This window comes from Brevibacillus laterosporus, assembly GCA_007833815.1.
GTDB classification, from domain to species: Bacteria; Bacillota; Bacilli; order Brevibacillales; family Brevibacillaceae; genus Brevibacillus_B; species Brevibacillus_B laterosporus_D.
The window spans coordinates 59,215-82,230 of the sequence record CP033464.1; the positions used below are offsets into that span (position 1 = coordinate 59,215).

Below are 23,016 nucleotides of genomic sequence, written 5' to 3' on the forward strand. Positions count from 1 at the left end.
CCTACAAGTAACTGCAGTGTGATTATAACATAGGAAAAGCTAGTAGAGTAAAAAACGCTTTACAAAAACAGAGTATTTTCTATGAACGAACCAATGCCCTATTTTTACATGCTAGGTTAGTGTGATGCAGAACTAGGTATTTTATTAGAGATAATAAGGTATCGATGCTTATTATTACTGAATCCCCTCTGCATATATCCTTTTACGCTTATCAATCTCTTTCATCGCAAGAGCAAACTCTTCTTTATCAATTACTTTAGATGTCAAAAGTTCACGTACCTCATCTTCAATCATCAACAAATCTCCCAACGGATCTCCGGTATAAATCATGATGTGAAAACGACGCAAAAACTCAGGAAGATTAAAAGTATTCATATCGCTCATTTATTTCCCTCCCAAATCAGCTTCCATTTCACGGCATACCAATTCAAAGTCAAACTCAACTAAGAAACCGGTAATGACAATGACTTTCGCTTGTGGATAACTACTTCTCCACTGTTCCTCTTCTCCCTCTTTTATCCCTACCAAGTAAAGAGGTTGTTTTTGCACATGCTCAAGACTTTGACATTCTTCCAGCAAAGTAGGTAAGCGATCTTCCAATCCTGTAACATTGATTACAAGCACGGACTGAGTAATTTCACCTGCTTCTATCTGTTCCTCTATTACTTGAAGCGTCTTTTTAGTAGGTACCATTGCATTCATAATAGGGAAATAATCCAACAGCTCGTCCAACCAATGATCTTCTTCTGCTGTGAGATAATATAACATCTTACTAACCATTTACATTCATTCTCCTTTTGCCTTACTTACAGGTGTCTTCATTATAACATGGCAACTGTATCAGACCCCAGTTGTCGCCTTGACTTCTTTCCCTCCATTTCGTATGGTGGAGAGTAGCTTGAACTTTTTGATTGTATAGAAAAGAGGTTTTTCCTGTGGAAAAGAAACATCTCTTCCTTCTCTTTAGCATTATCTTTTTAATGATGCTTGGCTTTGGAATTATTATCCCCATTTTACCCTTTTTCGTTACTAAGATTGGTGCGACTACGACACAATTGGGGATTTTATCCGCCAGCTATAATATCATGCAGTTTATATTTGCACCCGTCTGGGGACGCTTATCGGATCGATATGGACGAAAACCGTTCATTTTGCTAGCTTTATTCGGATTCTCTCTTAGCTTCATCCTGTTTGGTTTTTCGACCAACTACTACGAAATGCTTTTTTATCGCGTCCTAGCTGGGATTACTTCCGCAGCTGGCATTCCAACCATCACAGCAATGGTCGCTGATATTTTCCCTCCTAAGGAACGTGCTAAAGGGATGGGAATTGTAGGAGCTGGTGTAGGACTAAGCTTCGTATTCGGTCCAGCACTCGGCGGTATCCTAGGAGATATTAGCTTGTCACTACCATTCTTCGTTTCAGGTGGACTTGCTTTTATTACTTTGATCTTCACGTGGATGTTACTTCCCGAAAGCTTACCAAAAGAAAAGCGGGGAAAATTTCTCAAGAAAAAACCTGTCAGCTCGTTGGGAGCTATATTTAGTAATCTAGGATTATTGTATCAGATCATGCTGGTTACTTCGCTAGCTTTTGCAGCCATGGAGACGGTTTTTGCCCTATTCATTTCATATGAATTTGGTCTTACCTCCAAAGACATGGGCTATATGTTCCTCATCATGGGGTTGATTTCTGCTGGTTTGCAAGGTGTTATTGGCAAGTTAGTAAAGCGATTTGGCGAGTCAAAGTTGCTTGCTACTGGGATATTCTTTTACGTAATGGGATTCTTCTGTGTATTGCTATCTTCTACGTTCCTAGAATTCGCTCTTACCCTTTGCTTGTTTGGTCTTGGGCAAGGTATGATGAGAACAACCAATACCGCCATGATCTCGCAACGTACGCGTGACGGACAAGGAGCTACATCTGGTAACATGAGCGCCATGGATACCATGGGGAGAATTGTTGGCCCTATTTTGGCTGGATGGCTCTTTACTTTCTCACACAGCATGCCATTTGTAATCAGTGGGATACTGTGCATTGGTCTTTTGGCAGTATATTTTGGTAGAGTGCATCACTTGCCAGAGCCAGAGCCAGAATCTGAGGCAGACACGTATTCTCCAGCCTCTCAGTAATGAAAAATATCGTGAATACATAGAAAAAGGAACGAGCTGGAATAATCCAGTTGGTTCCTTTTTTATTTATTACAGGCAGATGATTTCTCTCGTTCTCATGATAATCGGACTTGCTATTCAATATGTCCTATTGCCAAAAGGAGTTTCAACCGACTTTGACGACACATATCTCGATGCTTTGAACACTACACTGATAAAACGTAAAAACATCAAAAACGCATCCTGAGTATCCGGATGCGTTTTCGCCTTGTATAGATTACCTCTCAAAAATTGTTCCCAGACATACCTTACTTCCCTTTCTGAGAGGAACTCTTTTCTTCTTCAAACAACATTTTACCTGTATCCACATCATAGAACGTAACCGTTGTATAAGGTGGCGCACTGATCTTCCCTACTACATACGGATAGGTAATGACCATCGCATACATTTTATTAGCCTCTGGCTTGGTTTGTTTCACATATACTTTTACCATCTCCCAGCTCTGTTCAGTATGATCCACAACTAAACCATATCCAGCATTAGGGGCTTCACCATGTGCGATCACGTACAAATCACCTTGTTGATGGACACCACGTTCTTCTTTTACGCTTTCTACAAAGGCTTTTTCCTCTGCACTTAATTGCTCTTCTTGTAATGTCTGAAATTTAGAAGCAGGTTGCTCACCCTGAACAACAGATAGATTCGTAACCTGGATTTCATCCGTTTTTGCATCCCATTTTACTTGCGCAGATAAGGATTCCATCGTCCAGCGTAGGGGCACATATACTTTTCCTTGATAAACCACTGCTCCAGCTTCTACTTTTTGTTCTTTTCCATTTACCAGAACAGTTTGTTTTCCAGTCTGAAATACCAAAGTCTTTTCTTTTACTTGCAACTGATACGCTCCTGATTTTTCTGTTACCTTGCCACCTGTTAATTTACTTAGCTCCTGTAGGTCGATCATTGTGCGTTGATTAACACTAATCAGTGGCGAGTGCTTAATCACCTTCTTCTCATTTATCATAAGAGAAGTGGTTACAGGCTTCATCACTATTTCAGCCATACCTGGGATAGCTGAGCCTACAAGTGCCAGCCCCATCACAGCAACTACTGTCGTTTTTCTTAACATTTTCACTCAATCCCTTCGCTTTTTTTCAGCATATTTTTCTCTGTTACTTGTTTGACTTAAGGATTTCCCATAATGTTTCATTTCTCTACGTATTTAACAGGATCTTTTTTCCTACTATAATATAGATAGTCACTTCGTCTATACATTTTTTTCCAAATATTTACCCAAATAAGGCAAAAGAGTGACATTTATCATAGAGCTCTTTAGCATGTTTTTATTTATGAGATAATCGTAATAACAAAAGATTTTGACTAAAAGGCTCGATAACAAAAGGAGTTTTCATATGACAACACTTATGTCTATGCCACAGGTTGATGTAGTTCGCCAACAATTAATTGCTCATCCTATCTCTATCGCTATGCAAACACCTGAAAGCGTACGTACCTTTATGGAACACCATGTGTTTGCTGTATGGGATTTCATGAGTTTATTAAAACGTTTACAATTAGACGTAACTTGCACAAGTGTGCCTTGGCTTCCTGCTCCTCATGCTGAATATGCACGCTTCATTAATGAAATTGTGCTGGGAGAAGAAACTGATGAAGATGGCAACGGGGGCTTTACCAGCCATTTTGAATTGTACCTACGAGCTATGAAAGAAGTAGGAGCTGATACATCCAAAATAGAGCAATTCCTCACGTTGCTTGAAGGTGGTACCACTCCTGACGAGGCTTTGGCATTATGCAATGCTCCTAACAGTGTGCAACAGTTCGTAAAACAAACCCTTCACTTGGCTAAAGCGGGAGGAACTCACGAAGTATGTGCCGCTTTTTTCTTTGGTCGTGAAGATATTATACCGGATATGTTTCAGGTACTTGTACAAGAATTGACTGCAAAAGGAGAAGCTCCTGCCTGCCTGCTGTATTATCTAAATCGTCACATTGAGCTAGACGGAGATGAACATGGACCTTTAGCTGAAAAGCTTCTGGCATCCCTATGTAAAGATGATACACAAAAATGGAAAGAAGCAGAGGTAACAGCTATACAAGCGCTCAGTAGTCGCATATCCCTATGGGACGGTGTGCTAGCAGATCTACAAAAATAAATAAACCACCTGGAAAAAAAGTTTGATTAAACCTATTAACCATGTGGTGTGGAATAACTATATTCATTCTTTTTTACAAAAAAAGAGCTTGTCACCTCTACTATCTTTTCGAGGTAACAAGCTCTTTTCCTTTTTAATCTTAGATTAAGATTATGTAGCTGTTCTCCTTGAGTTTAACGAGCTACAGCCAATGTAGCGTTATCTTCTTTTAAATGCTCTTTAGATACACTACTATCTTTTTTATGTTTGGTAGAAGTACTTCCCGTAGCCAAACCGTATGGAATGCACAGAGGAACGCCACTACGCGGATCTGGAATAATATCAGCTTCAATGCCAAATACTTCCCATAGCATTTCAAGCGTCATGACCTCGGTAGGAGATCCCTGTGCCATTACTTTCCCTTTTTTAATGGCAATAACATGATCGGAATAACGAGTAGCATGGTTAAGATCATGAACAACCATGACAATCGTACGCTTCTCTTCTTTATTTAATTTCGCTAGTAACTGTAATACTTCTAGCTGGTGAGCCATGTCAAGGAACGTGGTTGGTTCGTCCAAGAACAGGATATCCGTCTGTTGTGCTAACGCCATGGCAATCCATGCACGTTGGCGTTGACCACCTGACAACTGATCGACCCCTCTTGTAGCAAACTCAATGATACCAGTGACCTCTAAAGCCCATTGTACAATTTTTTTATCCTCAGGCGTCATACTGCCCATGCCCTTTTGATGGGGAAAACGTCCATAAGAAACCAATTCTTCTACAGTAAGTCCATCAGGAGCTACTGGATTTTGCGGTAGAATAGCTAAATCCTTGGCTACTTTGCGGGTATCCTGTTGATGAATGGATTTGCCATCCAAGAATACACCGCCTTTTTTTGGTTTTAAAAGACGTGCCATCGTTTTTAAAATGGTAGACTTACCTGATCCATTCGCACCGACCAAGGCAATGATTTTTCCATCTGGTAACGATATGTTTAAGTCCTCTACAATAAGATTATCAGCATAACCTATGTTTAATTGTTGCGTATGCAAGCGAACCATGATCATCTCCCTTTCGATGTCACGCTAAAATATTCTGAAATATAATACCTTCCCTTAAAATGATATTGGTTCTCATTATCATTGTCAAATTTTTTCTATAAAAAAACCAATTAACAAAGATCGTTGTTATCTGCTCAGCAGACTCACATTCATCTTGTTAACTGGTTTTTTCTTTATGCTGCACTGTGTGCCAGCTTCGTTTGTTTTTCTTTTGTACCATATTCATAAGTCCATGTGACCACTTTACCAGCGATTGAGACCGCCAAAAGTGTGTACAGAACTTGAGGTACTGGTAAGAAAAATAACGAAAGCATCAACACAAGTACGTCAAATATTAATAAAACGGTACCTACTGACATACCCGTCCACTTACTTATGAATAGGGATAAAATATCATCCCCACCTGTTGCTCCACCGAATCTAAGAACCAATCCTAGACCGAAGCCCGTGCTGATTCCTGATAATACGACAGCTAGCAACATGGCATTGCTAAAGTCAAATACTAGCGGCGAAAAACGCTCGCATAGTTCATAGAAAAAGGAAAAAGATGTCGCTGCTACAATGGTATTAATCAAAAACGTACGTCCTTTGATCATCATTGCAACTAAAATGATTGGAATGTCTAATACTAACATCGTAATGGACGGTGACCAGTCAAAAGCGTATTTTCCAAGTAATGATAACCCCACAAATCCACCTTCACTTAAATTGTTCTGAAAGTTAATGTGGTAATAGCTAAAGGCCAATAAAAAAGTTCCTAGTAAAATCATGAAGGTTTGTTGGTATGGTTTTGTCCTCATCGAGGCTTCCCCTTTTCGTAGTTAGTTAGTCACTGTCTCCACTAACTACGAAGCAGGTCCTGACAGGATCGCTTGTTTGTATCATAAAGCATCTCTCTTTCGTAGTTAGGGTTCACAGGTCAAGAGTGGAACGCTTCTAACTACTACGCTACGTGTCTGAGAGATCAAACCGTTTCCAGATGGTCCTTCGCGGTAACATCACTATCCGATCCTTTCATTGTAAAGTTACAACTTTATTATACCATAAAAATCGCACCATGAATCAAACAGGTAATAATTTAGGCTAAGGAAAACTCTCGGCGTTTATTAATGGGCACTTTACATAGAACAGCGAACAAAAAAAGCAAGAAACATTCCCAAACAGCTCAAACCAACTGCAATAAAAAAGATGAGAAAAATGTGATGTAAGAGTTGCTGATTCAACGGAGTATGAAAAATTCCGTTCAGAATAATACATGGAACTGCTACGTTGATGATACCCACAGATGAAAATAACGGTGCAAGGGTCAATCAACTTCTCCTCCTGTTACACTACAATAGTATGACGAAAATTAGTCTTTATGCCTGATGACCTTATGACATTTGCGCAGGTTCTGTCTCAAGTAACAACCATTGCAAGTCTGCGTTCTCTTTTTGTTCGCAGGTTTGTAATAAATCCCCAAGTAAAGGAATCGCTTGTTCCAGTGAGATTGCCCAATCAGCTGGTACTGGAAGCCCTTCTCCCTCTACCGTGATAATTCGTCCTGTCACTTCGACATCAATCTGTTTAGTAGTAAGTACATAATGACGTATTTCACGCGCATACTCTTTCCATTGAATTAGTACGTATCCCGCATCCCCACCTGATACGACCAAATCTACATGATCTCCATAGGCAGCATGTACTAATGTCCTCTCTTGCCCATCCAAACTAGCTATTTCTCTTAGTACCTCATGCCAAGACACATGTTTTCTTTCCTCTTTGCGTTCATCTGTGTACATTCGCCAATCGTTCAATCGCCTCGCCCCTTTATCTGTATGTTCAACCTTATCAAAGTAATATTGTTCAAAATAATCCAACATCAGTAAATGATAGAATTTCCTACTTCTGCTCATTTATCCACCTGTTTTGCTGTCAAAAGATATCCTTTAGTTTAGCATATCTAAGCACGTTCTCCTTTACAAAAATACGAATACTTCACTTGTTTGTAAATGTATTCGCTTTCATTTGTGTACAAAACCTTGACATTTGTGAAAAAAAGAACTTTATCGGAAATCTGTCAAAATTATAAGCTTCCCTGTCAACATTTTTGGTTTACCATGATGAGTGTAATGACACCTAAAACAGCTTAGAAAAACGAGGAGGTGAGTTCCATGGTGCAGCGCAGTATGAATTGGTGCGCTCGCTTTGGTCTCACGTTTCATGTGTGTAAAACCGTATTAGCATCCGGCTTGTCATTGTTGATCGCCTCTCTATTGTTTGGCAATCATTTTGCCTATTTCGCTCCGCTTGCTGCGGTATTAACCATGCAACTTACCATTGCAGATACCCTAGAAAAGGGAATTTATCGCGTAATTGGCATCATTGGGGGGGTCATCTCCAGTATTCTTATTCTACCCTATTTTGAAAATGGATTAGTTGGTCTCGTTCTTGTTCTATTGATAGGAATGGGCACGGCTACTGCTCTACGCTTGAATCCACAGATTATTTCACAAATTGGCGTAAGTTCTGTTATGTTAATGACCTTTCAACAAATGCAGGGATATTCGACTGGTCGAATTGTAGAAACCATTATTGGAGCGCTCGTAGCCGTCTTTATTCAAATGATAATTCGACCAGAGAACTATGTACCTACAGCTCAAAAGAAACATGCGGAGTCCTGTAAACAATTAGCAGATACATTAATATTAATGGCAACTGCGCTAAATAGTCACTCTGGTAAAACGGATATGCCCTTAGTAGAACCGTCCTCTCTGTTAAAATGGAACAATGAACTGGAATCTTCAATGGTACATGCAAAAAAAAGCCTAAAATATAATGTCTTTTGTCGAAAAGACATTAACACGCTGTCACGATTGGAACAACAAATTGATTCAGTACAAAAGATGTTGATTTCTATATGTAGTATCTTATATACAGCACAGGAATTAAAATATCTTCCTACGCTTCGTCATTCTCTAGATCAACCTCTGCTTGATGTAAGTGCCGCCATTTCAACATATGGTGCCTTTGTTGCCAATCCATCTTCGGAAGCTCACCAAGAGCTACTGACCTTGTTACACCGGGTAAAACAACAACAATCCCAACAATTTGTCATATCGATAGAGACAGCTGGTATCTCCTCTTTACGAGAAGTTGGCAGTCTGTACGCAGAGATAAATCGTATGATCGTTGAGATGGAGTATTCCGCACATTTATGGGAGTTATCCACAACTCAAAATGACTACGTAGATAAGCACCATAAACGAATGTTCGCTTATAAATCTTAATTAGTAGAAAAAGAGCCTTACCCCTACGGGTAAGGCTTTATTATTATTTCTACATATTTTACTAAGTGTGATTAATTGTCACAGAAACACACCAACACCACAATAATAACGATGATCCATAGAAAGCTGCCACCGAAAAAGCCACCTCTTCTATCGCATCCCATGATCCTTCCTCCTTGTCACGTGTCTAGTAGTGGAGAATGCATGGACTCACAGACTCCTGCTAGTACACTATGAAATTTGGTCATATGATGCTTGGATAAGCGCATAGAAGAGATAAAAAAAGGCAGATTGCTAGGGAAAAATACCTATGTATGATCTTCCTCGTCTTTTGCCGAACGAATGAGGATCATATTGCTACGAATATATTGTTGTAATTCCTCATAAAAGGTAGGGTTACAACCCATTACACTACTTTTGGCATCGTATGGCAAATCTTTGCCTGTCATAGTAGTAGCAGTACCGCCTGCTTCCTGAATGATGAGCTTACCTGCCCCAAAATCCCATGGATTCAACTGCAAACTGACGTAACCATCAAGTCGTCCTGCTGCCACGTAAGACAGCTCCAAAGCTGCGCTTCCTAGCAAGCGCATACCACGAACCTTACCTGCCAACTCTTTAAAAATAACATCAATACCTATTTGCTCAGCTCGTTTATTCCAAAATACGCTTGTACAAAGTAGTGCTTCTTCTAATTTTACTTGACGCTCAAGACGTAACCGACGATTATTTAAAAATGCTCCTCCGCCTTTAGTTGCATAAAACAACTCATCACGTGATGGATCATATACAACACCAACCGCCGCTTCACCTTTATGGTACACAGCAATCGAAACAGAGAAATTTATTTGCTGATGAACAAAATTAGTTGTTCCATCAATGGGATCGATAATCCACAATGTATCATATTGGGACGGGTCCATACCCTGAAAACGATTTTCCTCGCCCAAAATGCCATGCTCAGGATATTGTTTAAGGATCATATCAATAACCATCTGCTCTACTTCTTCGTCCACAGCCGTGACCAAATCCGAGGCAGAGGTCTTATAATTCACTTCATAGGGCTGATTCATTTTCTCCAAACTTAACTTACCGGCTGTTTTGGCGCATGCGATCGCCAGTTCTTTCCATTGTTCCATATTCGGTTGCAAAGATATCGCCACCCAACCCATCCAATTTTCTTTAGTGTATCATATTTTATTATCCCCTACACCTTACAATACAAAACAACTACCATGAATAGTTTGTCTGTCACAAATGCTACACTAGTCATATCATCTCATATCTCTTACTTGTATATAAACGGAAGGTGATGTATGTTTGACCATTTTTATTTTGCTCGTGGTACTATTTAGTAGTCTTAAAATAACGGACATGATAGATCCCTATCGATATCACATGGTTTATGAGGGCCCTGAATTAAAGGCATTTGAATTATATACATTTTTACGACAACAGGGCATCCGCTGCCGAATCCGTAATTCTGTAAACGCGAATCTGTTTGGCGACCACCATTTGTTTACTAACAAAAGACTTTCCTATGTAGAAGTATTGAAAACAGATGAAGCTCAAGCTCATACCCTGCTACATTCTTTTTGGCAAAAAAAATAAACAGGACTAGAGTAGCATCCGATCATTCACTACTCTAGCCCTGTACATTTTAGCAACAGCGATTCATTTCGCCGCTTTCATATTTGTTTTTTAAAGCAAAAAGATAATATTCCTTCTCTGACATAGGAAACACGCCAGGAGCACCGTGTGTCTTATACCAATGCTCCAGATAACGATCATAATCTGGCATGCCAAAAATCGTTTTGATGACAGAGCTAACTTTTTTGAATCTGCGTCTCCAGTATCTTAGTTTCTTTTGCATTACTACACACCTCCCTTTTTAACTTTTTATACAAAATCTATCATTTCTATATTTTTATGAATCATAACTTTATTGAATATGAACTCTATAAAAAGAAATATTATTTTTTATTATATTATTTAAAGTTTCTTGATTAAAAATATAGATTTATGGGTTAAGACTGTTTTATGATATAGACAGAACGATTCTTAGTTTTGTTGTCAGTCCGCTTCCTGTTCCTAAAGTGTAGAACTTTATCCCAAACTTGCGTCAAACGCACCCCTACAGTTCTCCTTCACAGCATTTTTTGAACAGTTCTGGAGCGGGATGACAACAAAGACTTTGAAGACAAATAAAAGCAAAAAACCCAGCCTACAAGCGGTTTTCGGCTTTTATTTGTTGTGTAAACTAAGCGATTACGTCTCCTTTTTGATCACGCTTGGTCAGCACGAAGGGTTCCTCTTTTAATTCGTATTTCTTTCCTCTCGCAATTGAGAACCACAGACGTACCCCATCTACAATAATCGCGATGGTAATGATCAAAAAGACCGCACAAACAATAGTATCCACTGTATCATTAAAGATCATTTTCTCTGCATCCTCAACAGATTTTACACCTAACGGCAAAGAACCCGAAGCCAGAATCTCCTTAAATTTGATTGCATGTGCCCAGAAGCCAATGGTAATATCGTTAGAAAAAATCTTTTGCCAAGCCGCATATAGGGTGGCAGAAGAGAGCCATGCCATGGGGAGTAGCGTAACCCAAGCGTAGCGAGCCTTACCCATTTTAATAATGAGCGTTGTGCCGACTACAAAAGCAATTGCTGCTAACATTTGATTCGCAATACCAAACAATGGCCAAAGTGTTTTGATTCCACCCAATGGATCTATAACCCCTTGATACAGGAAGTAACCCCAGCCAGCTGTTACGACAGCAGAACCAATCAAGTTACCAGGTAGGTAATCCATACGTTTTAATTTCGGGAACACATTGCCCAGCATATCTTGTACCATAAAGCGTCCAACACGCGTTCCAGCATCGATGGTAGTTAAGATAAAGACTGCCTCAAATAGAATGGCAAAATGATACCAGAAGGCCATGAAAGCCTTTCCTCCTATAAATCCCGAAAAAATATGTGCCATTCCCAAAGCAAAGGAAGGCGCCCCCCCTGTTCGAGATAAAATACTCGTCTCTCCTACATCTTTGGCTGTTTCGATTAATAATTCCGGTGTGACAGGGAATCCATATGTGTTAGTAATAGTAGCTGCCGCTGTTACTGCATCAGCCCCTATCGCTGAAGCCGGTGCATTCACTGCAAAATAGAGTCCCGGAGTTAATACACATGCCGCAATCATCGCCATAATGGCTACCATAGATTCAGTCAGCATCGCCCCATAGCCGATTAATGGAGCGTCACTTTCCTTGATGATCATCTTTGGTGTTGTACCGGAAGCAACCAAGGCATGAAACCCCGAGACGGCACCGCAAGCGATGGTAATAAATAGGAATGGGAATAGGTTACCCGTAAATACTGGGCCCGTACCATCAATGAATGAAGTCAAAGCAGGCATTTGTAGAGTAGGCATTGTGAAAATGATACCTATAGCAAGAAAGGCAATAGTACCAATTTTTAAAAAGGAACTGAGATAATCACGTGGCGCTAACAAAAACCAAACAGGTAAAACAGATGCGATGAAACCATAAATGATAATCATGATAGCAAGCTGCGTACCTTCATAATCAAACATAGGAGCCCAAGTTGGTGATTGAGCTACTACTTGACCAAAATAAAGGGAAGCAAGCAAAAGTACAATCCCAATAATAGAAGCCTCCAACACTCTTCCAGGTCGGAAATAACGCATATATAACCCCATCAAAATAGCGGTCGGTAACGTCATAGCTATCGTAAAGGTAGCCCAAGGTGAATGAGTTAGAGCATTGACAACAACGAGCGCCAATACTGCAATGAGAATAACCATGATAGCTAGTATCCCAATTAGTGCTAATACGCCCCCTATAGGCCCAATTTCTTCTTTAGCAATTTGACCTAATGATTTTCCATTACGACGCATAGAACCAAACAGAATAATAAAGTCCTGCACAGCTCCCCCTAATACAACCCCAACAATAATCCATATTGTACCTGGCAAATACCCCATTTGGGCTGCCAATGTAGGTCCTACTAACGGGCCTGCACCTGCAATCGCCGCAAAATGATGACCATATAAAACCCATTTATTTGTCGGCACAAAATCCTTACCATCATTATTTAATTCAGCAGGCGTAGCTCGTCTGTCATCCAAACCCATAATTTTTCGCGCAATAAAACGACTGTAAAATCGATAACCTACTGCATATGTACACAAGGCAGCCGTTAATAGCCAGAAGGAACTTACTTGTTCCCCTTTGGATAGAGCCAATGCACCAAATCCAATGCCTCCTAACGCAGAAATTACCGTCCAAAGGATAATGGATAGTATCTTTCTCTTCATAAACTGGGCCCCTTTCACAAAATTAGGTATGTATTAATAATCTAAATTATCTGACTCTTAATCAAATAACTATATGCCTTATTATGATACCTTACTTTTAGATAGACTGAAAAGCTTTTTTTAGAATTTTATACATTTTTCCAAAAAAGAATCTGATTATAAAAAAGGAAGCCATTCCCATGTGGCACTTGAGGAAATGGCTTCTTTGCATCCCATTTTGTTGAATTATAAGTTTCCACGCAACTCTTGCTCGCGCTCGAGGGCTTCAAACAACGCTTTGAAGTTTCCATTTCCAAAGCCACGACTACCTTTACGCTGGATGATTTCAAAGAATAGTGTCGGACGATCTACTACGGGCTTACTGAACAATTGCAATAGATAGCCTTCATCATCACGATCTACTAAAATTCGCAGCTCTTTTAATTTCTCAATGTCTTCTTCAATCGCACCTACGCGTTCGACTAAATCTTCGTAATACGTATCAGGTACACTTAAAAAGTCCACACCATTTGCCGTTAACTCCGCCACAGTTGTCAAAATATCATTCGTTAGCACAGCGATATGCTGAACCCCGGGCCCTTTATTAAATTCCAAATATTCTTGAATTTGCGATTTGCGCTTGCCTTCCGCTGGCTCATTGATCGGGAATTTAATCCGCCCCGTTCCGTTTTGCATCACTTTGGACATGAGTGCAGAGTATTCAGTAGAAATATCGTCATCGCTGAAGTTTTGAGAAGACGTAAAGCCCATGACTTTCTCATAGAATCCAACCCATTCGTCCATAACCTCCACATTACCTACCATATGGTCGATTCCGATTAGTCCGGTAGTCTTACAGGCAAACGGAGCTTGATATGGTTTGAAGCCTGGGTAAAATACTCCTTTATAATCCTTACGTTCAATAAAGGAATGAACCGTCTCCCCATAAGTGGCAATCGTTGCTTTTATTATTGTTCCATGTTCATCACTAAATTCAGTAGGCTCCATCACGGACTTGGCTCCACGAGAAATGGCTTCTTGGTAAGCCTTTTCACAATTTTCCACACGCAGGGCAATATCTTTAACTCCCTCTCCGTGTAGTTTAACGAAATCAGTTATCGGATGATCAGGGTCTAGTGCTCCTGTCAACACTAAACGAATGTGATTTTGTTTCAATACATAAGAGACTTGAGTACGGCTCCCTGTTTCCAAACCTCTAAAAGCATATGGCTCAAATCCGAATGCTTTCGCGTAGTAGTACATCGCTTGCTTCGCATTTCCTACATACAACTCTACATAGTCCCAATCTTGAATGGGGAAAAAGTCTGTTCCGCTCACACCGCTCAACCTCCGACTATTCTGAATTTTTAAATCGCTTTCTTTGAGATTACCTGTTCTGTTTTTTTCATGCAAGAATATGGGGTAACGCTTAAACGCTTTCATGTAGTATCAATATCAGGCTTCTGTCAACCTACTCCAATCAGTTATGATATAAAGAAGGATATCTGAAGGGAGCGAAGTGCGTTGGAAAAGTGGAATACCTTTGTCTCACAACAATGGAATCAAATGGCTAGTGACTGGCATGAGCGTAGTAGGGGAATGTGGGAGCAAGGCAGTCGCAAAACCATCCTGCCCTTATTTACACAGCTACTGTCTGACCAACCCGGTAGAATCCTGGATGCTGGCTGTGGTGATGGATATGCTAGTTTCAAGCTAGCCTCCCTGGGGTATGATGTAACAGGTTTGGATATCTCCACAGAAATGATAGCCTATGCCACAGAGCAAACTAAACAGCTTAGCTTATCTACCTCCCTACAATTTGTGGAAGGGGATGTCGCTGCTACTCCATATTCAGACCGAACATTTGCAGGTATCCTTTCTATTAACGCGATGGAGTTCACACCCTCTCCCCTTGCTGTCCTCCAAGAATTTCACCGCATCCTGCAACCAAATGGATTATTATTATTGGGTGTATTGGGACCTACAGCAGGACCACGGGCACACAGCTATCCACGTTTGTATGGAAAAGCTGCTATTCAAAACACTATCATGCCATGGGAAGCGAATAAGCTAGCACAAGAAAATGGATTTATCTTACAAAAGGAAGCTCATGTGTATAAAGATGATTTTCCTGATGAACTGGCTGAATCCTTGAGCATGGAATTGCGAGAAGCAGTCAGTTTTGTAACCTTATTTGCATTACGTAAACACATGCACCAATAAACAGCTAACACATTTGTAAAGGAGCTAGTTATGCGAGTACCATATCTCACAAAGCCACTACAACATTTGCAAAAGGTACGTGATCTGACGCTATTTCGGATCAATGAAGAACAAAGCATCGTCATCGCATGCGATTCAGATGGCGGCATTGGCACCAAACCACATGATATTGTCCAAATTGCGCCTGATATATTGGGACGTTTCGCTGTTCGTGTGCCCCTGTTTGAGTTATTTGCATGTGGAGCCTCTCCTTTTATGATATGCGATACGCTATCGGTGGAGTTCGAAGGCTACGGAGAAGAAATTCTACGCGGGATCAAGGAGTATGCGAAAGAAGCAGGTGTAACAGAAGATATACAGTTTACAGGTAGTACAGAGGAGAACGTTCCGACCATGCAGACAGGGGTTGGTATTACCGTACTTGGATTGGTACAGCAATCACAATTTTCTCCCGGAACAGCCCAACCTACAGAGGCTATCATGTGTGCCGGTCTTCCCAAAAGTGGGCCAAAGCATGAGGTTAGACTAGATGATCCTGATATCATTTCTCTAGCTGACTTGATCCGCTTACGTGCTCATCCCGATGTTCACGATCTCTTGCCTGTTGGTTCAAAAGGAATCTCTTATGAAATGAAGCAACTAGCATCAAGCGCCTCCCTTACATATCATCTAATATCTCCTCTCACTCTTGATTTGGAGGAATCTGGGGGTCCTTCCACTTGTGTCATTTTTTCAGCGTCATCTGAACTACTTGAGGAATTTAGGAAACAATTACATTGTCCTGTACATGTTTTAGCTATTCTTGAATAAAGTAAGAGGGACAGCGTGAAGGCATTTGTATCTGTCAGAAACAAAACAATCAGCAAGTGTTGACCGTACCAAGTGCAAAAGAGAGAACAGCACCTTTCTAATAGGAGGGGCTGTTCTCTCTTTTTATGTAAAAAAAGACCCCAGCTAGTTGAAAATTGACTGAGGTAGAGTTACATCTATCCTTCCACAGGCGAGGTAGCACCTGATGTAGGTGAAGCTGTTTTTGTGGACTCTTCCAATGGTTTATCGACGGGAACTCCTTTTGTTTGTGCCAAATCACTTTGGGCTTTTCGCTTTTTCAAGAAAAATAACACCAAAGGAATGGATATAAGGATTGGTATGGCTGAAACCATAAAGGTGTCGGCAATCCCTCTCGTGAAGGCTTCCTTTTGAATCAAACCAGCAAGTATGGCAGAAGCACCTCCCATGGAGGTAGCGGAATCCACTCCACTTTGTGCATATACACCTGACAACATACTCATCATTTGATTAGCTGTATCATTGGTCACCTGCACATTTTCACTGATTCGCACAGCATGGAAGTTTTGGCGGTTACTCATAAGTGCTGTCAATATCGCAATAGCAAAGGACCCCATTACCTGACGAATTAGGTTAGATAAGGAAGAGGCACGACCAACCATAGACCTCTCGACGGAATTCATCCCAATCGTTGAAAGTGGCGTCATACATAGTCCCATTCCCAAACCCCGAATGGTCAATAACACATTCATCCAATGATGCGGAGTGTCTTGAGCTAGGTGTTGAAGCTCGAAGGTGGTTATACCAGCGAGCGTCAATCCAATCAGTCCAAGTGGGACGACGCCAAATTTATCAAATAATTTACCCCCTACTGGCATCATCAAAGCCATTGCAATTGACTGTGGCATCAATAAAATACCTGTCTGCATGGCTGACAAGCCTTGGATATTCTGCATGTACAACGGCATCATAAAAATACCACCGAACATCCCCATAGTAAGAAAACTAACAATTAACAAACTAAGTGAAAAGGTGCCATTCTTTAGAATGCGAAACTCGATCAGCGGTTGCTCAGTAGTTAACTCTACATAAACCAGCAAAGTTAAGCTACAGACGGCCACAAACAATAAGCTAACGATATACAGTGACGTCCAGCCCTCTGATTGTCCTTTTGACAAAGCTAGCAGTAACGAAGCAAAACCAATGATAGACAAGATAGCACCGGGAAAATCAAATTTTAAATCCTTTTTCAGCGGTGTTTCTTTTAAAATAATACTGCTCATGATAACTGCCAAGACTCCAACTGGTACACCCATGAAAAAGAGAAAGCGCCAGTTGAAATACTCGATGACATACCCGCTCAGCGTTGGTCCAACAGCAGGGGCTACCATTGCAGAAATCCCCCACAAACCGAGTGCTGTCCCGATTTGTTCTCGTGGCATAATGGTGTAGATGATAGACATCCCTATCGGCATGATGAAACCACCGCTTATTCCTTGCACAACCCTGAAGAAAATCATGCTACTGTCGTTCCATGAAAATCCACAAAATGTAGAGCTAATCGTAAATAGAAAAAGTGAAGTAACAAAAACTCTTTTATAACCAAATTTATCACCAAGTGCACCACTCATCGGAATAACAACCGCAGATGCCAACATATATCCTGTTAGCACCCATTGAATGGTATCTGTCGTGGAACCAAATACAGCTACCAACTTAGGTAGGGCAATGTTAATTAAACTATTATTCAATACGGCCACGAATGTACCCATTACAATAGCAGCCAACGCCAACCATTTATAGGAAGCATTCTCCTTGTTGTTAGAAGCAGACAAACCGATCGCCTCCTAGTTCACCTGAACCTGACTACCATCCTGAAGATCTTTTGCTGGTTGTGTAACGATCTGATCGTTAGCAGTAACACCTGATTTCGCATATAACCAATCAGTATTTTTCTCTGTTACTTCAACAGGAGTCATGTGAACAATATTTCCATCTACTTTATAAACAAATTTTTTACCAGCCTGATCAATGACAGAGCTTTTTGGGATTTCCACGCCTACTGCTACTTGAGAAGCGTCTTTTCCAAAATATACTTCAGCAATCATTCCAGCTAATAACGTACCATCATTTTTCACCCTGATTTTAACAGGGAACGTCGTGCTGTTTGAATCTGATACAGGACTAATAAAGTCAATGGTGCCTTCCATTTTCTTATCCTTGTTTACCACAACCTGTACCGTTTCTCCCTTTTTCAGATGATTCACTTGTTCTTGGGGAACACTTGCTTTGATTACCACTGTATCCATGTTAACGATGGTCATTAGTGGGATACTTGGCGCTGCCAGTTCTCCTGGTTCAATATTACGAATCGCAATCATCCCGTCGATTGGTGATGTAATAGCTGAATTAGAGAGCGTTGTTCTGGCTAAATCCAAACCAGCTTGTTGGCGTGTTACATCTGCTTGTAAGGCTGTTATGGAATTGGAGGTAGCTCCTGCTTTGGCTAAGTCAAGCTGTGCCTTTGTTTGTTCGTACCCTGATTTTGCTTGTTCTAGTGCAAGCGATGCTTTATCCAGATCAGCTTGTGGCAAGGCTCCTGTGTCAAATAAAGCTTTCATACGATCATATGATTTTTGGGCTACATCCCATCCTACTTTTGCTTGTTGTAACGCACTGTTTAACCGATCTAAATCCTCTTTGCGTGCGCCTGCTTTGGTATCATTTAATTTAGCCTGAGAAGCTACTATGCCTGCTTCTGCCTGACGTACCTGTTGAACTAATTCATCGTTTTCCAGAGTAGCTAACACCGCACCTTTTTTTACACGATCTCCCTCTTTCACATTGACATTCGCTATTCGACCAGATAATTTCGAGACAACTTGAACTTGTTGATCGGGAACAATTTTACCTGATGCCATCAAACCAGACGAGTTCGTAGTAGCTACAACTTTCATCGTTTGTACAATCGGAGCATTCGATGTTACGTTGTCGCTATTGTTGCTACAGCCACCGAGCAACAACGCCATAATGGCAAAAGTACCAGCTATCCCTTTTTGTGTTTTATTCATACTCGTTCACCCTAATTCCCTTTCAAATGAATTTTAATCACAGCGCTCATACCTGGCAGAATGCGGCTGTTTTGTTTTTCGCCAATAGAAATTTTGATTGGTATCCGCTGTGTTACTTTAGTGAAGTTACCGCTTGTGCTACTTGCAGGTAGCAAGGAGAACGTGGAGGCTGTTGCTGTTCCCAATTCCGAAACCTGTCCTGTGAACGTCTGACCCTTGAATGAATCTAAGGTAAATTCAACAATTTGACCTACATGGATACGGCCTAAGTCAGTCTCTTCAATGTTCGCTGACACATAGAGGTTGTTCATGTCAACAATTGTTGCAACCGATTGACCAGGAGCTACTACTTCGCCACTTTTAGCTGTTACTTTTAACACCGTACCAGTGATCGGAGCACGCAAAGTAGCATTATCTAACATGTTACCAGCGATGTTTGTCGTATCTTGTTGACCCACGATTTGATCAGCTATTACGTTTTGACCATCTGACAAGTCTAAAGAGGTAATTTTGCCAGATATCCGTGGCATCACGCGATACGTATCACCTGCAACACGAGCATCTTCAGTAGAAACGTAATGAGTACCTTGGTACCAATAGTAATAACCAATTCCTCCACCAGCTACAACCATGATTAGCAGTATGGTGTATAGAATAAATTTCTTTTTCATGTTCTCTCCTCAATCCTCTTCTCAAATTGTCTAATGAGCAGTTGTAGGGCATCGACGATTTTGTCTATCTCTTCATCGGATAAGTCTTTTATTAGTTCCGTAAAATACTCCTTTTGCATCACCGGAATGGAATTAGCCATCTCCTCAAATTTATCAGTGATGTGTATCCAAACTACTCGCCGATCGGCGGTATCTCGAATACGTTCGATGTATCCCTCCCTCTCTAAGCGATCGACTATCCCGGAAACCGTACTACAAGAGAGATAGAGGTCCTTACTCAGTTGGCCAATCGTCATAGGTCCATCCTTAATCTTACGCATCACACTGATCTGAGGCATCGTAATCCCTACCTCGCTGAGTTCTTGTGTAACCATCATCCCAATGATTTTATTAAGTTGTCGTACCCCATCACGTATGATCAACCCTTTAGGCACCTCATATCACCCCTGACATATATTCGCAATCGCTAATGTTATTTCGGACTCGAAAATTTCGTACACGAAATAATATAAGTTAGAGGTAACTTTTATGCAACAAATTTTTCTATAAAAATGTACTTTCAACAAAAAAACCCGAAAAACGGACCTTTAGATAATGGTCCATTCTTCAGGTTATAGCACTCTTTCCCGTGCTACATACTTACGTGATTCTGCAATACCAGGATGTTGCTTTACAATGATCAAAATATTTTCAATGAATAAGTAATGCCCTTCCAGAAACTCCAAATCTCTTCGTTGGAACGAATCGACTTGTAAATACTGTTGCATCTCAAACGTGTATTTTTCCAGCTTATGTGCAAATTGATTGGCGGTAAGCATCTGTTCTACTTCAGGAAACTCATTCTTGAGCTTGCGTATCTCTTCATACAATTTGGTTGCTTCATTGATAAATTGATAGGCAGATCGTTCCAGAGCAGCTACTGATGTTTGTTCTTCCTCTCGCCGTGCCTGAAGCAAAGCAGACAAGTAAGTGATAAAGTGGTAAATCGTTAAAAAGAGGGGTCCTAAAAAAAGAATAATCCCTGCTTTATATACATGCTGATTGGCCATATTGGTCACTAGTACAAATAGATGGTACAAAATAGCTCCCAACCACACAAAGATAATTACTTGATGGTTGACACCACCTGCTTCACCTTGTTTTGAAAAAACAAAGGTTAAACCCAGTAGATAAAAAGCAAGTAATGTAAAGCTGGCACTAAACAGTACCATTTCCATTTCTAACAGCCACTTTGCATCTTCAGGTATGGTAACAAAAAATTCGACCGTTAGCACTAATAAGCTAAAGACGAAGCCCATAATCCAAAATCGACTTACGTCTCGATCAGCTCTGCGGCGCGTTCGGTGTCTTTCTGATCGGGAGTTTTTCAAGCTTTTCACCTCACTCTACACCCGATACATTTCGCCATAATTCGTCAAAATCCTTTTCCGTAACAGAAAGAAGCCCCATCCCTACTAAATAAATAGGAAAAGAGCTTCTTCCTTTCACTTTTCTTCGTTATCTAATCAGAAGTAGACTCTTATCTGCTAAATGGTTTACCCGATCTGGATGAACCGCCAGATTTACCTTGGCCTGATCTGTTTGATGCTTGTCCTGGTCTGCTTGGTGCTTGCCCTGGACGGCCTGTTGCTTGTCCTGGTCTGCTCGGCGCTTGCCCTGGACGGCCTGTTGCTTGTCCTGGTCTGCTTGGTGCTTGCCCTGGATGGCCTGTTGCTTGTCCCGGTCTGCCTGGCGCTTGCCCTGGACGGCCTGTTGCTTGTCCCGGTCTGCCTGGCGCTTGCCCTGGACGGCCTGTTGCTTGTCCTGGTCTGCCCTTAGATTTGCCCTTACCAGCTCTTTTGGCTTCTTCACGCTTTTGATTACGCTCGTATTGCGTTTTCCATTCTGCCATTTCGCGCTTCAGCTTGCGTTTATAGCCAGGCTTTACTTGTTTATTTTTAGCGAGAGCCTCTTTTAATGGAGCCTCTTTTTCTGCCTTCTCGATCTGTTGTTGTTTCTTCTTCTCAACTTTCAGCTCAGTGTAATGCTCTTCCCGTTCCGCAGCACGAGCTTTGCGACCTGCATCCAAATGACGAGTATGTGTAAGTAATTTTTCTACAATATCCGCTTTCGTTGCAGAACCAAAACGAGCCATCACGCTTTTTTGACGTGGAGTCACGAAGGAAATAGAATTTCCTAGCTGATTTGCACGCCCTGTACGTCCCACACGGTGAATATAACTTTCTACATCACTCGGAATGTCGTAGTTAAAGACATGAGTGACACCTTCTACATCAAGACCGCGAGCAGCGATATCGGTAGCTACAAGGAATTGGAACTTCATTTTACGGAAATCCTTCATCAAGGTTTCACGTTTCTTTTGAGACAAATCACCATACAATGCCTTGGCATCGTAACCAGCCTCTTGCAGTCGTGCTGTTAAAATCTTTACACGCTGTTGCGTGTTAGCAAAAATAATACCTAGGAATGGCTTTGTGACCTCGATAAGATCAAGAAGTGCATCCATTTTATCCGTTTGATTGATCACATAATACTCTTGCGTGATATTAGCAACCGTTTTTTGCTTGGATTCAATCTTGATATGCGGTGGTTGGTTCATAAATCGTTGACCCAACTTTTTCACCAAATCAGGCATTGTCGCAGAGAATAGCAGAACTTGTCTGTTACTTGGAGTGGAAACGATAATCTTCTCCACATCTTCTAAAAAGCCCATCTCTAGCATCTTGTCTGCTTCATCCAATACCAAAGTATGAATGCGACCAAAGTGTAATGTTTCACGACGCATGTGATCAAGAACGCGTCCTGGTGTTCCCACTACAACATGAACAGTACCTTTTAACTTGTTCATTTGACGCTCAATATCTGTACCACCATGCAAGGATAGTACACTCACATCAAGATGTTTACCCAACTTCTCAATTTCAGTAGCAATCTGAATGGATAGCTCACGAGTTGGAGTTAGGATTAATGTCTGAATATCTTTTTTCCCATCCTGTAGCTTTTGTAAGATCGGCAATACAAACGCTGCCGTTTTACCAGTACCAGTTTGAGCTTGTCCGATGACATCCTTACCTTCCATAATCAATGGAATCGCTGCTTCTTGAATAGCTGTGGGCTCTTTATAAAACAGGTCGGAAATCCCCTGCATAATCTCCGGTCGTAAACCAAATTGTTCGAACTTAGCCATCTTTTCACTTCCTTCTTAACGAAAACCGTACTGTCTGATCCAGTCTGCTACTGGACATTTCTGGACCTACCAGCCTATTCGCTCAAGTTTGTCTTTAGAAAGACACTTTCTCTATAGTAATATAAGTATTTCCTAAAAGACAAGAAAGAT

21 protein-coding genes and 3 pseudogenes are annotated in these 23,016 nt (G+C 41.0%); 6 read left to right on the forward strand and 18 right to left on the reverse strand.

The window, feature by feature from the left end; all coding sequences use genetic code 11:
- Positions 1-174 precede the first annotated feature (174 nt).
- Together EEL30_01435 and EEL30_01440 are read right to left on the reverse strand one after the other, a co-directional pair.
- Positions 175-384 carry a DUF910 family protein gene (locus EEL30_01435; protein QDX91169.1) on the reverse strand — a complete coding sequence of 70 codons (210 nt, stop codon included), beginning with the start codon at positions 382-384 and terminating at the stop codon, positions 175-177.
- Positions 385-780: a hypothetical protein gene (locus tag EEL30_01440; GenBank protein ID QDX91170.1), complete on the reverse strand. Its 396-nt coding sequence runs from the start codon at positions 778-780 to the stop codon at positions 385-387.
- Positions 781-935: 155 nt separating this feature from the next.
- On the opposite strand from EEL30_01440, the gene EEL30_01445 reads away from it, so the two are divergent.
- Positions 936-2,132 (forward strand): MFS transporter, encoded by a 1,197-nt coding sequence (locus EEL30_01445; GenBank protein QDX91171.1) that lies wholly within the window; start codon positions 936-938, stop codon positions 2,130-2,132.
- 287 nt (positions 2,133-2,419) lie between these two features.
- Here the strand turns inward: EEL30_01445 and EEL30_01450 are convergent, their stop codons facing one another.
- Complete coding sequence (locus tag EEL30_01450; protein ID QDX91172.1) at positions 2,420-3,241, reverse strand: protease complex subunit PrcB family protein; 822 nt, start codon at positions 3,239-3,241, stop codon at positions 2,420-2,422.
- A 283-nt stretch (positions 3,242-3,524) separates the two neighbouring features.
- Here EEL30_01450 and EEL30_01455 point away from each other — a divergent pair, with 283 nt between their 5' ends.
- Complete coding sequence (locus EEL30_01455; GenBank protein QDX91173.1) at positions 3,525-4,286, forward strand: DUF3050 domain-containing protein; 762 nt, start codon at positions 3,525-3,527, stop codon at positions 4,284-4,286.
- Between the two features lie 173 nt (positions 4,287-4,459).
- Here the strand turns inward: EEL30_01455 and EEL30_01460 are convergent, their stop codons facing one another.
- The 4 genes and pseudogenes from EEL30_01460 to EEL30_01475 form a co-directional block, all read right to left on the reverse strand.
- Positions 4,460-5,332 (reverse strand): ABC transporter ATP-binding protein, encoded by an 873-nt coding sequence (locus EEL30_01460; protein QDX91174.1) that lies wholly within the window; start codon positions 5,330-5,332, stop codon positions 4,460-4,462.
- Between the two features lie 173 nt (positions 5,333-5,505).
- Entirely contained in the window at positions 5,506-6,132 is a 627-nt protein-coding gene (locus EEL30_01465; protein ID QDX91175.1) for a YitT family protein, read from the reverse strand.
- Positions 6,133-6,419: 287 nt separating this feature from the next.
- Positions 6,420-6,609, reverse strand: a pseudogene (locus tag EEL30_01470) (AEC family transporter).
- Positions 6,610-6,705: 96 nt separating this feature from the next.
- Positions 6,706-7,113 (reverse strand): hypothetical protein, encoded by a 408-nt coding sequence (locus EEL30_01475; protein ID QDX95635.1) that lies wholly within the window; start codon positions 7,111-7,113, stop codon positions 6,706-6,708.
- Between the two features lie 372 nt (positions 7,114-7,485).
- On the opposite strand from EEL30_01475, the gene EEL30_01480 reads away from it, so the two are divergent.
- On the forward strand, positions 7,486-8,601 hold the full coding sequence (locus tag EEL30_01480) for an FUSC family protein (protein ID QDX91176.1): 1,116 nt from the start codon (positions 7,486-7,488) through the stop codon (positions 8,599-8,601).
- Positions 8,602-8,662: 61 nt separating this feature from the next.
- Here the strand turns inward: EEL30_01480 and EEL30_01485 are convergent.
- Positions 8,663-8,849: pseudogene (locus EEL30_01485) on the reverse strand (hypothetical protein).
- A gap of 60 nt (positions 8,850-8,909) precedes the next feature.
- On the reverse strand, positions 8,910-9,773 hold the full coding sequence (locus EEL30_01490) for an inositol monophosphatase (GenBank protein ID QDX91177.1): 864 nt from the start codon (positions 9,771-9,773) through the stop codon (positions 8,910-8,912).
- Positions 9,774-9,999: 226 nt separating this feature from the next.
- On the opposite strand from EEL30_01490, the gene EEL30_01495 reads away from it, so the two are divergent.
- Complete coding sequence (locus tag EEL30_01495; GenBank protein QDX95636.1) at positions 10,000-10,212, forward strand: hypothetical protein; 213 nt, start codon at positions 10,000-10,002, stop codon at positions 10,210-10,212.
- Between the two features lie 49 nt (positions 10,213-10,261).
- Here the strand turns inward: EEL30_01495 and EEL30_01500 are convergent, their stop codons facing one another.
- From EEL30_01500 to hppD, 3 genes are all read right to left on the reverse strand, one after another.
- The gene (locus EEL30_01500) at positions 10,262-10,474 is read right to left on the reverse strand and encodes a YbdD/YjiX family protein (GenBank protein ID QDX91178.1); all 213 of its coding nucleotides are present in this window, start codon (positions 10,472-10,474) and stop codon (positions 10,262-10,264) included.
- A gap of 387 nt (positions 10,475-10,861) precedes the next feature.
- Entirely contained in the window at positions 10,862-12,946 is a 2,085-nt protein-coding gene (locus EEL30_01505; protein QDX91179.1) for a carbon starvation protein A, read from the reverse strand.
- A 225-nt stretch (positions 12,947-13,171) separates the two neighbouring features.
- Positions 13,172-14,263, reverse strand: a complete 1,092-nt coding sequence (gene hppD / locus EEL30_01510; GenBank protein QDX91180.1) for a 4-hydroxyphenylpyruvate dioxygenase — start codon at positions 14,261-14,263, stop codon at positions 13,172-13,174.
- Between the two features lie 186 nt (positions 14,264-14,449).
- Between hppD and EEL30_01515 the strand changes: the two genes are divergently transcribed.
- The gene (locus tag EEL30_01515; GenBank protein ID QDX91181.1) at positions 14,450-15,148 is read left to right on the forward strand and encodes a class I SAM-dependent methyltransferase; all 699 of its coding nucleotides are present in this window, start codon (positions 14,450-14,452) and stop codon (positions 15,146-15,148) included.
- A gap of 30 nt (positions 15,149-15,178) precedes the next feature.
- Positions 15,179-15,958, forward strand: coding sequence for a hypothetical protein (locus EEL30_01520; GenBank protein ID QDX91182.1), 780 nt, complete (start codon positions 15,179-15,181; stop codon positions 15,956-15,958).
- Between the two features lie 176 nt (positions 15,959-16,134).
- Here EEL30_01520 and EEL30_01525 read toward each other — a convergent pair whose 3' ends face one another.
- The 6 genes and pseudogenes from EEL30_01525 to EEL30_01550 form a co-directional block, all read right to left on the reverse strand.
- Positions 16,135-17,772, reverse strand: coding sequence for a DHA2 family efflux MFS transporter permease subunit (locus EEL30_01525; GenBank protein QDX91183.1), 1,638 nt, complete (start codon positions 17,770-17,772; stop codon positions 16,135-16,137).
- Positions 17,773-17,784: 12 nt separating this feature from the next.
- Entirely contained in the window at positions 17,785-19,008 is a 1,224-nt protein-coding gene (locus EEL30_01530; protein QDX91184.1) for an efflux RND transporter periplasmic adaptor subunit, read from the reverse strand.
- Between the two features lie 11 nt (positions 19,009-19,019).
- Positions 19,020-19,679, reverse strand: coding sequence for an HlyD family secretion protein (locus EEL30_01535; protein QDX91185.1), 660 nt, complete (start codon positions 19,677-19,679; stop codon positions 19,020-19,022).
- Positions 19,676-20,113 (reverse strand): MarR family transcriptional regulator, encoded by a 438-nt coding sequence (locus tag EEL30_01540; GenBank protein QDX91186.1) that lies wholly within the window; start codon positions 20,111-20,113, stop codon positions 19,676-19,678. Before EEL30_01540 ends, EEL30_01535 begins: the two co-directional genes overlap by 4 nt.
- A gap of 177 nt (positions 20,114-20,290) precedes the next feature.
- Positions 20,291-21,049, reverse strand: coding sequence for a hypothetical protein (locus tag EEL30_01545; GenBank protein ID QDX95637.1), 759 nt, complete (start codon positions 21,047-21,049; stop codon positions 20,291-20,293).
- Positions 21,050-21,423: 374 nt separating this feature from the next.
- Positions 21,424-22,866, reverse strand: a pseudogene (locus tag EEL30_01550) (DEAD/DEAH box helicase).
- Positions 22,867-23,016: the final 150 nt, after the last annotated feature.

Excerpts from the sequence above, each read along its gene's own strand:
- EEL30_01535 (QDX91185.1), bottom strand. The coding sequence starts at position 19,679 with ATGAAAAAGAAATTTATTCTATACACCATACTGCTAATCATGGTTGTA.
- EEL30_01475 (QDX95635.1), bottom strand. The coding sequence starts at position 7,113 with ATGTACACAGATGAACGCAAAGAGGAAAGAAAACATGTGTCTTGGCAT.
- EEL30_01440 (QDX91170.1), bottom strand. The coding sequence starts at position 780 with ATGGTTAGTAAGATGTTATATTATCTCACAGCAGAAGAAGATCATTGG.
- EEL30_01460 (QDX91174.1), bottom strand. The coding sequence starts at position 5,332 with ATGGTTCGCTTGCATACGCAACAATTAAACATAGGTTATGCTGATAAT.
- EEL30_01435 (QDX91169.1), bottom strand. The coding sequence starts at position 384 with ATGAGCGATATGAATACTTTTAATCTTCCTGAGTTTTTGCGTCGTTTT.
- EEL30_01490 (QDX91177.1), bottom strand. The coding sequence starts at position 9,773 with ATGGGTTGGGTGGCGATATCTTTGCAACCGAATATGGAACAATGGAAA.
- EEL30_01495 (QDX95636.1), top strand. The coding sequence starts at position 10,000 with ATGGTTTATGAGGGCCCTGAATTAAAGGCATTTGAATTATATACATTT.
- EEL30_01480 (QDX91176.1), top strand. The coding sequence starts at position 7,486 with ATGGTGCAGCGCAGTATGAATTGGTGCGCTCGCTTTGGTCTCACGTTT.
- EEL30_01455 (QDX91173.1), top strand. The coding sequence starts at position 3,525 with ATGACAACACTTATGTCTATGCCACAGGTTGATGTAGTTCGCCAACAA.
- EEL30_01520 (QDX91182.1), top strand. The coding sequence starts at position 15,179 with ATGCGAGTACCATATCTCACAAAGCCACTACAACATTTGCAAAAGGTA.
- EEL30_01450 (QDX91172.1), bottom strand. The coding sequence starts at position 3,241 with ATGTTAAGAAAAACGACAGTAGTTGCTGTGATGGGGCTGGCACTTGTA.
- EEL30_01500 (QDX91178.1), bottom strand. The coding sequence starts at position 10,474 with ATGCAAAAGAAACTAAGATACTGGAGACGCAGATTCAAAAAAGTTAGC.
- EEL30_01465 (QDX91175.1), bottom strand. The coding sequence starts at position 6,132 with ATGAGGACAAAACCATACCAACAAACCTTCATGATTTTACTAGGAACT.
- EEL30_01530 (QDX91184.1), bottom strand. The coding sequence starts at position 19,008 with ATGAATAAAACACAAAAAGGGATAGCTGGTACTTTTGCCATTATGGCG.
- EEL30_01505 (QDX91179.1), bottom strand. The coding sequence starts at position 12,946 with ATGAAGAGAAAGATACTATCCATTATCCTTTGGACGGTAATTTCTGCG.